At 70.1% G+C, this 14,019-nt stretch carries 13 protein-coding genes and 2 tRNA genes; 13 read left to right on the top strand and 2 right to left on the bottom strand.

All coding sequences use genetic code 11. The features are described 5' to 3' along the window. The first annotated feature begins 41 nt into the window (after positions 1-41). The 7 genes from VJR25_RS02095 (at position 42) to VJR25_RS02065 (ending at position 6,055) form a co-directional block, all read left to right on the top strand. Positions 42-1,220, top strand: coding sequence for a ferrochelatase (locus VJR25_RS02095; RefSeq protein ID WP_324112018.1), 1,179 nt, complete (start codon positions 42-44; stop codon positions 1,218-1,220). A 24-nt stretch (positions 1,221-1,244) separates the two neighbouring features. Then, a complete protein-coding gene (locus VJR25_RS02090; RefSeq protein ID WP_324112016.1) occupies positions 1,245-1,736 on the top strand; it encodes a ribose-5-phosphate isomerase in 492 nt (163 codons plus the stop codon). After that, the gene (locus VJR25_RS02085) at positions 1,736-2,746 is read left to right on the top strand and encodes an Fpg/Nei family DNA glycosylase (RefSeq protein WP_324112013.1); all 1,011 of its coding nucleotides are present in this window, start codon (positions 1,736-1,738) and stop codon (positions 2,744-2,746) included. Before VJR25_RS02090 ends, VJR25_RS02085 begins: the two co-directional genes overlap by 1 nt. Positions 2,747-2,793: 47 nt before the next feature. Beyond that, positions 2,794-3,426, top strand: coding sequence for an FMN-binding negative transcriptional regulator (locus tag VJR25_RS02080; RefSeq protein WP_324112011.1), 633 nt, complete (start codon positions 2,794-2,796; stop codon positions 3,424-3,426). A gap of 3 nt (positions 3,427-3,429) precedes the next feature. Further along, entirely contained in the window at positions 3,430-4,944 is a 1,515-nt protein-coding gene (locus VJR25_RS02075; protein ID WP_324112008.1) for an amidohydrolase, read from the top strand. A 45-nt stretch (positions 4,945-4,989) separates the two neighbouring features. Continuing rightward, positions 4,990-5,526, top strand: a complete 537-nt coding sequence (locus VJR25_RS02070; protein WP_324112006.1) for a gamma carbonic anhydrase family protein — start codon at positions 4,990-4,992, stop codon at positions 5,524-5,526. Positions 5,527-5,767: 241 nt separating this feature from the next. Further along, entirely contained in the window at positions 5,768-6,055 is a 288-nt protein-coding gene (locus VJR25_RS02065) for a hypothetical protein (RefSeq protein ID WP_324112004.1), read from the top strand. Positions 6,056-6,350: 295 nt separating this feature from the next. Here the strand turns inward: VJR25_RS02065 and VJR25_RS02060 are convergent. Next, positions 6,351-6,424, bottom strand: a tRNA-Gly gene (locus tag VJR25_RS02060). A gap of 126 nt (positions 6,425-6,550) precedes the next feature. Here VJR25_RS02060 and VJR25_RS02055 point away from each other — a divergent pair. From VJR25_RS02055 to VJR25_RS02030, 6 genes are all read left to right on the top strand, one after another. Next, positions 6,551-6,624 (top strand) — tRNA-Pro (locus VJR25_RS02055). Positions 6,625-6,704: 80 nt separating this feature from the next. Further along, positions 6,705-8,126, top strand: a complete 1,422-nt coding sequence (tig, locus tag VJR25_RS02050; RefSeq protein ID WP_324112002.1) for a trigger factor — start codon at positions 6,705-6,707, stop codon at positions 8,124-8,126. A gap of 163 nt (positions 8,127-8,289) precedes the next feature. Beyond that, entirely contained in the window at positions 8,290-8,883 is a 594-nt protein-coding gene (locus VJR25_RS02045; RefSeq protein WP_324111999.1) for an ATP-dependent Clp protease proteolytic subunit, read from the top strand. A gap of 23 nt (positions 8,884-8,906) precedes the next feature. Further along, positions 8,907-9,581, top strand: a complete 675-nt coding sequence (locus tag VJR25_RS02040; RefSeq protein ID WP_324112070.1) for an ATP-dependent Clp protease proteolytic subunit — start codon at positions 8,907-8,909, stop codon at positions 9,579-9,581. A gap of 162 nt (positions 9,582-9,743) precedes the next feature. After that, complete coding sequence (gene clpX / locus VJR25_RS02035) at positions 9,744-11,012, top strand: ATP-dependent Clp protease ATP-binding subunit ClpX (RefSeq protein ID WP_324111997.1); 1,269 nt, start codon at positions 9,744-9,746, stop codon at positions 11,010-11,012. Positions 11,013-11,126: 114 nt separating this feature from the next. After that, positions 11,127-12,365 carry an MFS transporter gene (locus VJR25_RS02030; RefSeq protein ID WP_324111996.1) on the top strand — a complete coding sequence of 413 codons (1,239 nt, stop codon included), beginning with the start codon at positions 11,127-11,129 and terminating at the stop codon, positions 12,363-12,365. Between the two features lie 7 nt (positions 12,366-12,372). Here VJR25_RS02030 and VJR25_RS02025 read toward each other — a convergent pair. Next, on the bottom strand, positions 12,373-14,019 hold a 1,647-nt coding region (locus VJR25_RS02025), incomplete at its 5' end, for a M3 family metallopeptidase (RefSeq protein WP_324111995.1).

Genomic DNA, 14,019 nt, shown 5'->3' with positions numbered 1-14,019 from the left:
TCTGTTCACCTTCAGTGCGACTGTGCCCCCAGGATGGAGAGGTGACATCGGATCAGACTGTGCCGTTCGCCTCTCCCGCCGCCGCGTGCGGTGCTCCCCACATCGAAGAGCCCGTCGCATACGACGCGATCCTGCTCGCCGGCTTCGGCGGGCCGGAGGGTCAGGATGACGTCATCCCCTTCCTGCGCAACGTCACGCGCGGGCGCGGCATCCCCGACGAGCGCCTCGAGGAGGTCGCGCACCATTACCGCCACTTCGGCGGGGTCAGTCCGATCAATGCGCAGAACCGTGCGCTCAAGGCGGCGCTCGAGGCCGAACTGGCGTCGCGCGGAATCGCGCTTCCGGTCTATTGGGGCAACCGCAACTGGGCTCCCATGCTCGAAGACGCCGTGCAGGATGCCGCGGCCGCCGGCGACACCAGCCTGATCGCGATCGCGACGAGCGCCTACGCCTCGTTCTCCAGCTGCCGGCAATACCGCGAGGACTTCGCCCGCGTGCTCACCGACACCGGGCTCGGCGAGACCGTGACCATCGACAAGGTGCGCCAGTTCTTCGACCACCCCGGTTTCGTGCAGCCGTTCGTCGACGGCGTGCGCGACGGGCTCGCGGAACTGCTCGCCGACGGCACGGCGCCGGAGCAGGTGCACGTGCTGTTCTCGACCCACAGCATCCCGACCGCGGACGCCGAGCGCTCCGGCCCGCGCGACCAGGACTTCGGCGAGGGCGGCGCATACGCGGCCCAGCATCGCGCGGTGGGAGCCGTCGTCATGGCGGCGGTCGCGGAGGAGATCCCGGCGGCCGCGCGGGTCGGCTGGGAGCTCGTCTTCCAGTCCCGCTCCGGCCCGGCGTCGCAGCCGTGGCTGGAGCCCGACGTGTGCGACCGCATCGCCGAGCTCCCGAGCGAGGGGATCACCGCGGTCGCGGTCGTGCCGCTCGGCTTCGTCAGCGACCACATGGAGGTTCTCTGGGACCTCGACAACGAGGCGCTGGAGGCTGCGGCCGAGGCGGGGCTGCGTGCGGTGCGCACGCGCACCCCGGGCGTGGACCCCGCGTTCGTGTCGGGTCTCGTCGACCTGGTGCAGGAACGTCTCGCCGGCACAGCGGTGACCGACCGCGTGCACCTCACCGATCTCGGCCCGTGGTACGACGTGTGCCGCCCCGGATGCTGCGAGAACATCCGCGCCGGGTTCAAGCCCGCCGCCGCCGGCATCGCGCCCTGACCGGCCTTCTCTAGGATCGAGATCATGCGCATCCACATCGCGACCGACCACGCCGGCCTCGACTTCTCCGTCCGCCTGCAGGAGCACCTGCGGGGCGCCGGCCACGAGGTGGTCGACCACGGCCCGATCGATTACGACCCCGTCGACGACTACCCGTCGTTCTGCATCCGCGCCGCGCAGGCCGTGGTCGCCGACCAGGCGGCGGGCGTCGAGGCGCTCGGCATCGTCTTCGGCGGGTCCGGCAACGGCGAGCAGATCTCCGCGAACAAGGTCGCCGGCATCCGCGCCGCGCTCGTGTGGAACACCTCGACCGCCGAGCTCGCGCGCCAGCACAACGACGCCAATGTCATCGCGATCGGCGCGCGGCAGCACACGTTCGACGAGGTCGTCGCGCTCATCGACACGTTCATCGCGACCCCGTTCTCGGACGAGGAGCGCCACGTGCGCCGGATCGCGCAGATCCGCGCCTTCGAGGACACCGGCGCGCTGCTGCCCGACCCGCGCGCTGGTCGCTGATGCCCGAAGGGCACTCCGTCCACCGCATCGCGCGGCAGTTCGAGCGCAACTTCGTCGGCCGTCCGGTCACGGCGTCGAGCCCGCAGGGCCGGTTCGCCGAGGGGGCCGCGGTGCTCTCCGGACGGGAGATGACGGCGGTGCGCGCGGTCGGCAAGCAGATGTTCGCCGAGTTCGACGAGCAGGTCTGGCTGCGCGTGCATCTCGGCCTGTACGGGGCGTGGGACTTCGCCGGGGAGATCCTCGTCGATCCGACGATCGCGTCCGCGAACGGACGGATGGGGCAGACCAACCAGCGCGGCACCGACCTCGACGCCGCGCTCGGCGGGGCCGTCTTCGACAGCGCCGGCGAGAACTCGCTGACGTCGATCGGTGCGCCCCGTAAGACGCGCGTGCACGTGCGCATGTCGGAGCAGACCACGGGACTCGCCGACGACGGCACGGAATGGCCACCGCCGGTGGTCGGCCAGGTGCGGCTGCGGCTCATGACGGATGCCACCTGCGCGGACCTCCGCGGGCCGACGGCCTGTGTGGTGCAGACGCCCGACGAGGTGCTGCAGACCATCGCGAAGCTCGGTCCGGATCCGCTCGTGGACGATCCGGAGACGGGTGAGCGCCGGTTCGTGACGGCGGTGGCGCGTCGCAACGTCGCGATCGGTCAGCTGCTCATGGACCAGGCGATCGTCAGCGGCATCGGCAACGTCTACCGCGCCGAGTTGCTGTTCCGCGCGCGGCAGAATCCGCACACGCCGGGGCGCGAGGTGCGCCCTGAGGTCGTCCGGCAGCTCTGGCACGACTGGGTGCGGCTGCTGCGCATCGGCGTGGAGACCGGCCAGATGATGACGATGGACGATCTGTCGCCCGACGACTGGCGCCGCGCCATGGCCAGCCGCGATGACCGCCACTGGGTGTACCACCGTGCCGGACTCCCATGCCGGGTCTGCGGCACCGCGATCGTGGTCGAGGAGATGCAGGCCCGCAAGCTGTACTGGTGCCCGAGCTGCCAGGCGTGAGGCGGCGGTGACAGACCGGGCGCGCGGCCTCGCAATAGCCTGGATGCATGCGCTACAACCCGAAGTTCGTGCTCGGCGACCTCACCGAGATGCGGCGGATCGTCGACGAGAACCCGTTCGCGACGATGATCAGCGACACGCCGGACGGACTCGTCGCCTCCCACTACGCGATGATGCTCGACCCGGAACGGGACGACCTCACGATCGTCGCGCATGTCGGGCGGCCCGATGAACGCCTGCACGGGCTCGGCGAGCGGGAGCTGCTGGTCATCTTCGCCGGTCCGCACGGGTACATCTCGCCGAGCTGGTACGGCGACGGCACGCAGGTGCCGACGTGGAACTACTCGGCGGTGCATCTGGCGGGTGTTCCCGTACTGCTGAGCGACGCCGAGAATCTGCGCGCCCTCGACCGCCTCGTGCAGCACTTCGAGCGGCACAATCCGGAGCCCCGGCTGATGTGGGAGCCGCCGAACGATCCGGCCGCGATCGAACAGCTCGCCACCGGCACCGTCGGTTTCCGGCTCACCCCCACCCGGGTGAGCGCGAAGCGCAAGATGAGCCAGAACAAGCCCGCCGACCTGGTGGAGCGCGTGATCGCCGAGCTGCAGGGCGACGGTCCGTTCGCGCATCCGCAGCTCGCGGCCGAGATGCGCCGGGTGCACCCGGCGGCAGGGGAGTAGGCCATGGCATCCGCTCCCGAGGTCGGCGGGGACGTCGACGTCATCGCGGGCGTGCGACTGGCCGCACGCGACCGGTTCGACCCGTTCGGCGACCAGCCCGTGGACGTGCACCTGGCCGGCGGCCGTATCGCCGACATCGGCCCCGCCGGTGCGCTGCCGCGCAGCGGCACGGTGCTCGACGGCTCCGGGACCTGGCTCGCCGCCGGGCTCTGGGACCACCACGTGCACACCGTGCAGTGGGCGCTGAACGCCCAGCGCACGTCCCTCGAGGCCGCCCGCTCCGCAGCCGAGGCCCTGACCCTCATCCGCGACGTCCCGCCCCTTGCCGACGGACGCCGCATCGGCACGGGCTATCGTGACGCGCTCTGGCCGGATGCCCCCGCGCTCGACGCCGTCGACGCGGTGACCGGCGACATCCCGACCTACCTCGTGAACGCCGACGCGCACAGCATGTGGCTGAACTCGGCGGCCCTGCGGCGGGAGGGGTTCCCGGCCACCGCGGACGGCGTGCTCCGCGAGAACGACGCCTTCGAGGTCTCCCGCCGCCTCAACGAGGTCGAACCCTCGCTCGCCGACGCGATGGTCCGGGATGCCGCGGCCGCCGCGGCCGCACGCGGCGTCGTGGGCGTGGTCGATCTGGACATGGGGTGGAACGACGAGGCGTGGCGTCGTCGCCTCGCGGGCGGGTTCGACCTGTGGCGCGTGGAGTTCGCGGTGTATCCGCACCATCTCGACCGGGCGCTCGCCGAAGGGCTCGCGAGCGGCGACCCGCTGCGCGACGCGGCATCCGACCTCGTGCACGTCGGTCCGCTCAAGGTGATCGCCGACGGGTCGCTGGGCACCCGCACCGCCGCATGTTCGCAGCCGTACGCAGATGACCCCTCGAACCTCGGCACGCTGAACCTCATGCCCGACGATCTGCGCGAGCTGATGACCGCGGCGGCGGGCGGAGGCCTCGCCTGCGCGATCCACGCCATCGGCGACCGCGCGAACACGGTGGCCCTCGATGCGTTCGCCGCCACCGGCGCGTGGGGCACCATCGAGCACGCGCAGCTGGTGGCGGCACCCGACCTGCGGCGGTTCGCCCGGCTCGGCGTGGGCGCCAGCGTGCAGCCCGTGCACCTCCTGGACGACCGCGACATGACCGACGCGTTGTGGGCGCGCCAGACGGCGCGCGCGTACGCCCTGCGGTCCTTGCAGGATGCCGGTGCGACGCTGCTGTTCGGGTCGGATGCCCCGGTCGCCCCGCTCGACCCGTGGGCGGCGATCGCCGCCGCCGTGTGGCGCACGCGCGACGGACGCGACCCGTGGCAGCCGGATCAGGCACTCGACGCGGGGACCGCCCTGGCGGCGTCCACCCGCGGCGGCAGCGCGGACGACGCCGCGACGATCATGCCGGGCGAGGTCGCCGACCTGATCCTCTGCGGCGCGGATCCGCTCACCGCAAGCGCCGACGAGGTCCGGAGGATGCCCGTCGCAGCCACCATCCTGGGTGGACGCGTGACGCACCTCGCCTGATTCCGGCACGCGTGCGTCACCGACCGCCGGTCTACGCTCGAGACCATGAGCATCTCCGCCACCGCTTCGATCCTGACCGTCATCGGCAAGACGCCCGAGCTGCATGAGAGCGCCTTCGTCGCCGACGGTGCCCGGATCATCGGGGATGTGCGTCTGCTCGAGGGATCGAGCGTCTGGTACAACGCGGTGCTGCGCGCGGACGGCGACTCGATCACGATCGGGGCCGGCAGCAACCTCCAGGACAACGTGGCGGTGCACGTCGATCATGGGCACCCCGTGGTGCTCGGCGAGAACGTGTCGGTCGGGCACAACGCCGTCATCCACGGCTGCACCATCGGCGACGGTTCGCTCGTGGGCATGGGCGCCGTCGTGCTCAACGGTGCGCGGATCGGCAGCGGATGCTTGATCGCCGGGGGAGCGGTGGTGCTCGAAGGGACCGTCGTGCCGGACGGCTCATTGGTCGCGGGTGTGCCGGCGAAGGTGCGCCGGGAGCTCACGGACGACGAGAGGGCGCGCCTCGTGAACAACGCCGTCGTGTACCGGCGCCACGTCGCCGAGCACGAAGGTGCGACGCCGGCGTGAGCGCAGTCGACGCCGCATGGTGACCCGGCGACGTCATCGGGCCGACCCGCCCGCCGGATAGCCGGAAGTCCTCGTCGAGCGGCGTTCCGCCGGGGTCGCCAAAGGTTTGCTCAAGACTTCGGAAAGTCCGGGATCGCGCCCATCGGTGCGCGGTACCGTGAATTCAGCAGGGAGATCTGGGGTCTCCCGAAGTCCGAAATGACAAGTGACCATCATCCTGGGGAGTCTTCAAATGTCCGTCATGACGTACGTTCAGCCGCGCACTCGCAACACCTTCGGCAATGTCGCGCTCGCTCTCGCCGCTCTCGGCGGGGTGGCCGTCGCCGCCGCGATCCTGCTGGCACCCGCCGCCCTCTACGTGGCGCTTCCGCTGCTGGCGACCGCCCTCGTGCTCGCCATCATCGGCCTCACCCGCCCGTTCACCCCCAAGGCCGTCGCGATCACCGCACTGGTGCTCAGCGTCGTGCTGGCCGCCGCCGCTCCGGTGGTCTGGGGCGTCACCAACATCTTCACGCTCATCCAGCGCTGATCGACCGGCGGGGTGGAGGGCTCCGCCGACGATCCGCAGTGATGGCAGGGGGTGCGGTTCGCGCGACTCGGACGCGAACCGCACCGGAAGCCTCGGGCGCACGACCGGTGGTCGTCCGTCCGATTGGCGGAGGGGACGACGTCTCCCCGCCGCCGCAGCACGGCGCCCCGGGGCGCCGATCGCACACAAGGGGGATGCACGACCGGTGGCCGTGCATCCCCCGCCGGTCCGAAGCCCGACAGCTGCAGGCCGCACAACGGAGAAGCGCACGACCGGTGGTCGTGCGCTTCTTCCGTGGAGGGGATGACGGGAATCGAACCCGCGTAATCAGTTTGGAAGACTGAGGCTCTACCATTGAGCTACATCCCCGGGGCCGCGAATGCGACCTTCACGAGTGTAGTGGATGATTGCGGCGCCGCCGACCGCGTGCAGAGGCCGTGCAGTCCGGTCGGCTAGACTCTCTGTGGCCGTTTCGGCGCACTCCGCGTGCGCGCCCGGGGCGTAGCTCAGCTTGGTAGAGCGCCCGCTTTGGGAGCGGGAGGCCGCAGGTTCAAATCCTGTCGCCCCGACGAACACGGCCCCACAGAGCCCCACAACCTTCAGCCGCCGTGCACGTGCGTGCACGGAAACCAGAGGAGAACGAACAGGTATGGTCACCAGCACCGTCGAGCAGCTGAGCCCCACTCGCGTGAAGCTGCACATCTCGGTCACGCCCGAGGACCTCAAGCCCAGCGTGACCCACGCTTACAAGCACATCGCCGAGGACATCCAGATCCCCGGCTTCCGCAAGGGCAAGGTGCCGCCGGCGATCATCGACCAGCGCGTCGGGCGCGGTGCCGTCATCGAGCACGCCGTGAACGAGGGTCTGGACACCTTCTTCCGTCAGGCCGTCACCGAGAACGAGGTCAAGATCGTCGGTCGCCCCAGCGCCGAGGTCGTCGAGTGGCCGAATGAGAAGGACTTCTCCGGCGACCTCAAGGTCGAGGTCGAGGTGGACGTCCGTCCCGAGTTCGACCTGCCCGCTTACGAGGGCACCACCGTCACCGTCGACGCCGTTCCGGTCGATGAGGCCGCCGTCGAGGAGGAGCTCGACCGCCTGCGCGCCCGCTTCGGCACGCTGGTGCCGGTCGACCGCCCCGTCAAGACCGGCGACTTCGTCGAGCTCGACCTCGTCGCCACCATCGGGGACGCCGAGATCGACCGCGCCGAGGGCGTCTCGTACGAGGTCGGCTCGGGCGAGCTGCTCGAGGGCATCGACGAGGCGATCGAGTCGCTGACCGCCGGCGAGGACACCACCTTCCGCTCGAAGCTCATCGGCGGCGAGCACGCCGGCGAGGAGGCCGAGGTCTCGGTCACCGTCAAGAACGTCAAGGAGCGCGAGCTCGCCGAGGCGGACGACGACTTCGCCCAGATCGCCAGCGAGTTCGACACCATCGCCGAGCTGCGCGGCAGCCTCGCCGAGCGCGTCAAGGAGCAGGCATCCTTCACGCAGGGCGCCGCGGCCCGCGACAAGTTCATCGAGACGCTCATCGAGCAGGCCGGCATCCCGGTGCCGGAGCAGCTCGTGCTCGACGAGGTGCACCAGCACCTCGAGTCCGAGGACCGTCTCGAGGACGACGAGCACCGCGCCGAGGTCACCGAGGCCAGCGAGAAGCAGTTCCGCACCCAGATGGTGCTCGACAAGCTGGCCGAGAAGCACACCGTCGACGTGTCGCAGGACGAGCTGACCCAGTACATCGTGCAGTCCGCCTCGCAGTACGGCATGGCCCCGCAGGACTTCGTGAACGCCCTGCAGCAGAACGGCCAGCTGCCGACCCTCGTCGGCGAGGTCGCGCGCAACAAGGCCCTCGCCGTCGCGCTCGGCACGGTCACGGTCGTCGACTCCGAGGGCAACCCGGTCGACATGAGCCGTTTCGTCGCCACCGAGACCGAGGACGAGGCTGCCGACGACGCTGCCGACGAGGCCGGTGCGGATGAGGTCGTCGCGGAGGAGGCGCCGGTCGAGGAGGCCAAGCCCGCCAAGAAGACGCGCGCCAAGAAGGCCGCCGCGACCGAAGAGGCCGCCGAGTAATCGCATCGCACCCGAGGGGCGGATCGCAGCAGCGATCCGCCCCTCGTCGTCTCCGCCGAGATCCGGCGATCCCGACCGCCTGCTCTGCCCAGGGCGAACACGGGCGGGTCGCGCGCGACTCGCCGGTAGATTCGATCCCACGACCACGAACACAGGAGCTGCAATGGCTGAACCCCTTGTCGCGACCAGCGTCTTCGACAGGCTGCTGAGGGACCGCATCATCTGGCTGGGCTCAGAGGTGCGCGACGAGAACGCGAACGAGATCTGCGCGAAGATCCTTCTTCTTGCGGCGGAGGACTCGCAGAAGGACATCTACCTCTACATCAACTCGCCGGGCGGTTCGATCACCGCGGGCATGGCGATCTACGACACCATGCAGTTCGTGCCGAACGACATCGTGACCGTGGGCATCGGCATGGCGGCGTCCATGGGGCAGCTGCTGCTGACCGCCGGGGCGGAGGGCAAGCGCTACATCACCCCGAACGCCCGGGTGCTGCTGCACCAGCCGCACGGCGGCTTCGGCGGGACGGCCAGCGACATCCAGACGCAGGCGCAGCTGATCCTCGACATGAAGAAGCGTCTCGCCGAGATCACCGCGAAGCGCACGGGCAAGACCGTCGAGCAGATCAACGCCGACGGAGACCGCGACCGCTGGTTCTCGGCCGACGAGGCTCTCGAGTACGGGTTCGTCGACCACATCCGCGAGTCCGCATCCGACGTCATCGGCGGCGGCGGCACCGAGAAGGCCTCGAACTGAGGGTTGGGAACACAGACATGGAAATGAACATCCCCGGTTCCGGCGTGCGCGCACCCCAGGCACTGCAGATGCCCGGCAGCCGATACGTGCTGCCGCAGTTCGAAGAGCGCACCGCCTACGGCTACAAGCGCCAGGACCCGTACAACAAGCTGTTCGAGGACCGCGTGATCTTCCTCGGCGTGCAGGTGGACGACGCGTCCGCCGACGACGTCATGGCGCAGCTGCTCGTGCTGGAGTCGCAGGACCCCGACCGCGACATCATCATGTACATCAACTCGCCCGGTGGCTCGTTCACAGCGATGACCGCGATCTACGACACGATGCAGTACGTCTCGCCGCAGATCCAGACCGTCGTGCTCGGTCAGGCGGCGTCGGCGGCTGCCGTGCTGCTCGCGGCCGGCGCTCCCGGCAAGCGCCTCGCACTGCCGAACGCGCGCATCCTGATCCACCAGCCCGCCGTCGGCGAGGCGGGGCAGGGGCAGGCGTCGGACATCGAGATCCAGGCGAACGAGATCATGCGCATGCGCACGTGGCTCGAGGAGACGCTGGCCCGTCACTCGAACCGCACGCAGGAGCAGGTCAACAAGGACATCGACCGCGACAACATCCTGTCCGCGGCCGACGCCGTCGAGTACGGCCTCGTCGACCAGGTGCTCACCACGCGCAAGCGCGGCGGGCTGCCGGCCCTCGGAGCCTGAGGACGTCCCGGATGCCTCGTCGCGCGGCGGCGGGGCATCCGTCGTCTTCGCCGGGTGTGACGCGGCACGACACGTGTCAGCCAGATCCGAGCGGATGTCGGACGGCTCGATTAGGCTCGATCACAACCGGCCGGTTCGGTCGAAGACCAAAGGAGGAGCCGCATGGCACGCATCGGTGAAGGTGCCGACCTGTTCAAATGCTCCTTCTGCGGCAAGAGCCAGAAGCAGGTCCAGCAGCTGATCGCCGGCCCCGGCGTGTACATCTGCGACGAGTGCGTCGAGCTGTGCAACGAGATCATCGAAGAGCGCATGGCCGAGTCCGGGTCGGGTGAGCTCGTCGAGGTCGACCTGCCCAAGCCTCGCGAGATCTTCTCCTTCCTCGAGGAGTACGTCGTCGGCCAGGACGACGCCAAGCGCGCCCTGTCCGTCGCCGTGTACAACCACTACAAGCGCGTGCGCGCGCACGGCACTCTGCAGACCGCCGAGCAGCGCGCCGACGAGGTCGAGATCGCGAAGAGCAACATCCTGCTCCTCGGCCCCACCGGCTGCGGCAAGACCTACCTGGCGCAGACGCTCGCCAAGCGGCTGAACGTGCCGTTCGCGGTCGCGGACGCCACGGCCCTCACCGAGGCCGGCTACGTCGGCGAAGACGTCGAGAACATCCTGCTGAAGCTCCTGCAGGCCGCGGACTTCGACACCAAGCGCGCCGAGACCGGCATCATCTACATCGACGAGGTCGACAAGATCGCCCGCAAAGCCGAGAACCCGTCGATCACCCGCGACGTCTCGGGCGAGGGTGTGCAGCAGGCCCTGCTGAAGATCCTCGAGGGAACGGTGGCCTCGGTGCCGCCCCAGGGCGGCCGCAAGCACCCGCACCAGGAGTTCATCCAGATCGACACGACGAACGTCCTGTTCATCGTGGCGGGCGCCTTCGCCGGTCTCGAGGAGATCATCTCGTCCCGCGTGGGCAAGCACGGCGTCGGGTTCGGCGCTTCGCTGCACCGCAAAGACGAGGATCAGAACCTCTTCAGCGAGGTGCAGCCCGAAGACCTGCACAAGTTCGGTCTCATCCCCGAGTTCATCGGGCGCCTGCCGGTGGTCGCCTCGGTCTCGCCGCTCGACCGCACCGCTCTCATCGACATCCTCACCGGACCGAAGAACGCGCTCGTCAAGCAGTACCAGCGGATGTTCCAGCTCGACGACGTGGAGCTGGAGTTCGACTCCGAGGCGCTCGAGTCGATCGCCGACCTGGCCGTCGCACGCAAGACCGGTGCCCGCGGCCTGCGCGCCATCCTCGAGGACGTGCTCGGACCGATCATGTTCGAGATCCCGTCGACCGAAGACGTCGACAAGGTGATCGTGACCCGCGCCGCCGTCGAGACGGGCGCGGCGCCCACCCTGGTTCTTCGTCAGAAGCGCAAGAGCGCCTGACGCGACGCCGACCTTCCGCCGTTCGGCGCCACGCGGCCGTAGAGTCAGCTGCATGACGACCGCTGAAGCTCTTCTGCCCGCGCGGCGACGCCCTGGGCGGGCGGAGGCCCGCGCATGAACACCGTCGCGCCCGCGAAGGTCGGCACGCGGTGGTTCGCCTTCTTCACGCTCGCCTGGCTCGCGATCTGGACCGTTCAGCTCACGCCGATCCAGCTGCTGCTGCCGACCCAGCTCAACACGGCGACGAGCACCACGGGCACCTGGGTCGCGGGCGTCGTCTACTCGGGCGTGGTGCTCGGTGTCGGCGGCCTCGCCGGCGTGATCGCCGGTCCGCTCTCCGGGATGCTGTCGGACCGCACCCGGTCGCGCTGGGGTCGGCGCCGGCCCTGGGCGAGCGGCGCCAGCGTGTTCACCGCGCTGTGCCTCGTCGTGACCGGTCTCGTGCACGGGCCCTGGCCGATCGGCATCGCGTGGACCGGTGTCTCGATCGGTGTGGCGGTGGCATCCGCCGCGTTCACCGCGCTGATCGCGGACCAGCTGCCGGAGTCGCAGCGCGGCGCGGCATCCGCGTCGGCGAGCTCGTCGCAGGCGGTCGGGATCGTGCTCGGCGTCGGCGCCGTCGTACTGCTCGGCCTCTCGATCCTCGCGGGTTATGTGGTGCTCGCGGTGTTCATCGCCGTGGTCGGCACCGCGGCCGCCGCGCTGCTGCCCGATCCGCCCACCGCGAGCCGCCCCGAACGCGTCGCTCAGGGCGCGCCGTGGGCCGCGCTCACGCATCGCGACTTCGCCTGGGTGGTGTGGGGACGCTTCGTCACCAACGTCGGAAACGCGCTGCCCACCACGCTGTTCCTCTTCTTCCTCATGTACGGCCTGGGGGAGAAGGAGTCGGAGGCACAGGACAACCTGCTGCTCGTGATCGTCGTCTACACCGTGTTCGTGGTCCTCGCGTCGGTGCTTGCAGGCTGGTGGTCGGACAAGACCGGTCGCCGGCGGGGACTCACGGTCGCCTCAGGTGCGGTGCAGGCGGCGGCCGCCGTGGTCATCGCCGTCGCCCCGAGTCTCACCACCACGATGATCGCGGCGGCCGTGCTGGGAGCGGGCTACGGCGCGTTCTCGACGGTGGGTCTGGCGTTCGCGACCGACCTGCTGCCGTACCCCGACGACCATGCCCGCGACCTCGGACTGGTGAACGTCTCGGCGGCGCTGGGTCAGCTGGTCGGCCCGCTGGTCGGTGCCACTCTCGTCGCCCTCGTGGGCGGCTTCTGGCTGCTGCTGATCATCAGCGCGGTGCTGTCGGCGATCGGTGCGGGGATGTCCGGCGTGGCTCGAGAGCGCGTGCCGGCCATCCCCTGAGCTCCGATCAGGCGTCGAGGCCGCGTCGTGCGAGCAGTGGCGCGATCTCGGCGTCGCGTCCGCGGAAGTCGCGGTAGGCCTCGAGCGGATCCTTCGCGCCGCCCACCCCGAGCAGACGCTGCCGGAACCGGTCACCGTTCTCGCGCGTGAGCCCGCCGTTCTCCCGGAACCATTCGACGGTGTCGGCGTCGAGCACCTCGCTCCAGATGTACGAGTAGTAGCCGGCGCTGTAGCCGCCCGAGAACACGTGCGCGAAGTAGGTCGACGAGTACCGGGTGGGAACGAGCGGGTTGTCGAGCCCGATGTCCGCGAGCGCCGCCGCCTCGAAGGATGCCACGTCGATGTCCGCGGCGGCCTGCTCGGCGCTCAGCGAGTGCCAGGCCTGGTCGAGCCACGCGGCGGCGAGGTACTCGCTGGTGAGGAATCCCTGGTTGAAGGACTCGGTGGCGCGCAGGCGCTCGACGACGTCGCCCGGCAGCGGCTCGCCGGTGTCGATGTGCCGGGCGTAGCCGTCCAGGATCTCGGGCCACAGCATCCACATCTCGTTGACCTGGCTGGGGAACTCGACGAAGTCGCGGAACACCGAGGTGCCCGAGAAGTGCGGGTACGTGGTGCGGGCGAAGAGGCCGTGCAGGGCGTGGCCGAACTCGTGGAACATCGTGGTGACGAAATCGAGGCTCAGCAGGGTCGGCTCGCCCGGAGCGGGCTTGGGCACGTTGAGGTTGTTGACGACGACCGGCAGCGTGCCGCGCACCGCGGACTGCTCGACGATGGGGTTCATCCATGCGCCGCCGCGCTTGGTGTCCCGCGTGTACAGGTCGAGGACGAAGAGGCCGACGGGCGATCCGTCGTCGTCGGTGACGTCGAACACCCGGGCGTCGGGGTGGTAGGTGGGGATGTCGTGCCGCTCGGTGAAGTGGACGCCGTAGAGCCGGTGCGCGGCCGCGAAGACGCCGTCCTGCAGCACGCGCTCCGCCTCGAACCACGGACGCAGCGCGGCGGAGTCGAGGTCGTAGCGGGCCTTGCGCACCTTCTCGGTGACGAACGCCCAGTCGTGCGCGGCGAGCGGGTAGGGGGCATCCGTCGCGTCGACGAGGGCCTGCAGACCGGCCTGCTCGGTGCGGGCGTTGGCGGCCGCGGGGACCGCCAGACGGCGCAGCAGATCGTGGACCGCTCCGGGGGAGCCTGCGGTCTCGTCGCTCGTGATGTAGGCGGCGTGACTCGCGTAGCCGAGCAGCTGCGCGCGTTCGGCGCGCAGACGGGCGATCTCGAGGAGCACGTCGTCGTTGTCGTTGGCGTTGCCGCGGGCGGCACGGGCGCGGGATGCCGCAAGCAGCCGTTCCCGGCTCTCCCGCCGGGTGAGGCTCGCCAGGTACGGGTGTCCGGTGAACAGGGTGAGGGTGACGAGGTATCCGTCCACCCCGCGGTCGGCGGCGGCCTGGGCCGCGGCGGACAGCTCGCCCTCGCTCAGCCCGTCGAGCTCGGCGGCGTCGGCGAACAGCACCGCGAGGTCGTTGGTGTCGGCGAGCAGGTTCTTCTCGAACAGGGTGGACAGCGTCGACAGGCGCTGGTTGAGCGCCGTGAGCTTCTGCTTGGCACCGTCGTCGAGCGCCGCGCCGGCGTGGGTGGTCTCGCGATACCAGCGCTGCACGAG

It is taken from the genome of Microbacterium sp. (genome assembly GCF_035277845.1).
GTDB lineage: Bacteria > Actinomycetota > Actinomycetes > Actinomycetales > Microbacteriaceae > Microbacterium.
Note: the sequence above shows the minus strand (reverse complement) of the source record. Positions and strands in the feature narration are given on the sequence as shown.

Coding starts and splice junctions, on each gene's coding strand:
- VJR25_RS02065 (WP_324112004.1), top strand. CDS start 5,768: ATGACGTACGTTCAGCCGCGCACTCGCAACACCTTCGGCAATGTCGCG.
- tig (WP_324112002.1), top strand. CDS start 6,705: ATGGTCACCAGCACCGTCGAGCAGCTGAGCCCCACTCGCGTGAAGCTG.
- VJR25_RS02075 (WP_324112008.1), top strand. CDS start 3,430: ATGGCATCCGCTCCCGAGGTCGGCGGGGACGTCGACGTCATCGCGGGC.
- VJR25_RS02030 (WP_324111996.1), top strand. CDS start 11,127: ATGAACACCGTCGCGCCCGCGAAGGTCGGCACGCGGTGGTTCGCCTTC.
- VJR25_RS02085 (WP_324112013.1), top strand. CDS start 1,736: ATGCCCGAAGGGCACTCCGTCCACCGCATCGCGCGGCAGTTCGAGCGC.
- VJR25_RS02070 (WP_324112006.1), top strand. CDS start 4,990: ATGAGCATCTCCGCCACCGCTTCGATCCTGACCGTCATCGGCAAGACG.
- VJR25_RS02090 (WP_324112016.1), top strand. CDS start 1,245: ATGCGCATCCACATCGCGACCGACCACGCCGGCCTCGACTTCTCCGTC.
- VJR25_RS02040 (WP_324112070.1), top strand. CDS start 8,907: ATGAACATCCCCGGTTCCGGCGTGCGCGCACCCCAGGCACTGCAGATG.
- VJR25_RS02045 (WP_324111999.1), top strand. CDS start 8,290: ATGGCTGAACCCCTTGTCGCGACCAGCGTCTTCGACAGGCTGCTGAGG.
- VJR25_RS02080 (WP_324112011.1), top strand. CDS start 2,794: ATGCGCTACAACCCGAAGTTCGTGCTCGGCGACCTCACCGAGATGCGG.
- clpX (WP_324111997.1), top strand. CDS start 9,744: ATGGCACGCATCGGTGAAGGTGCCGACCTGTTCAAATGCTCCTTCTGC.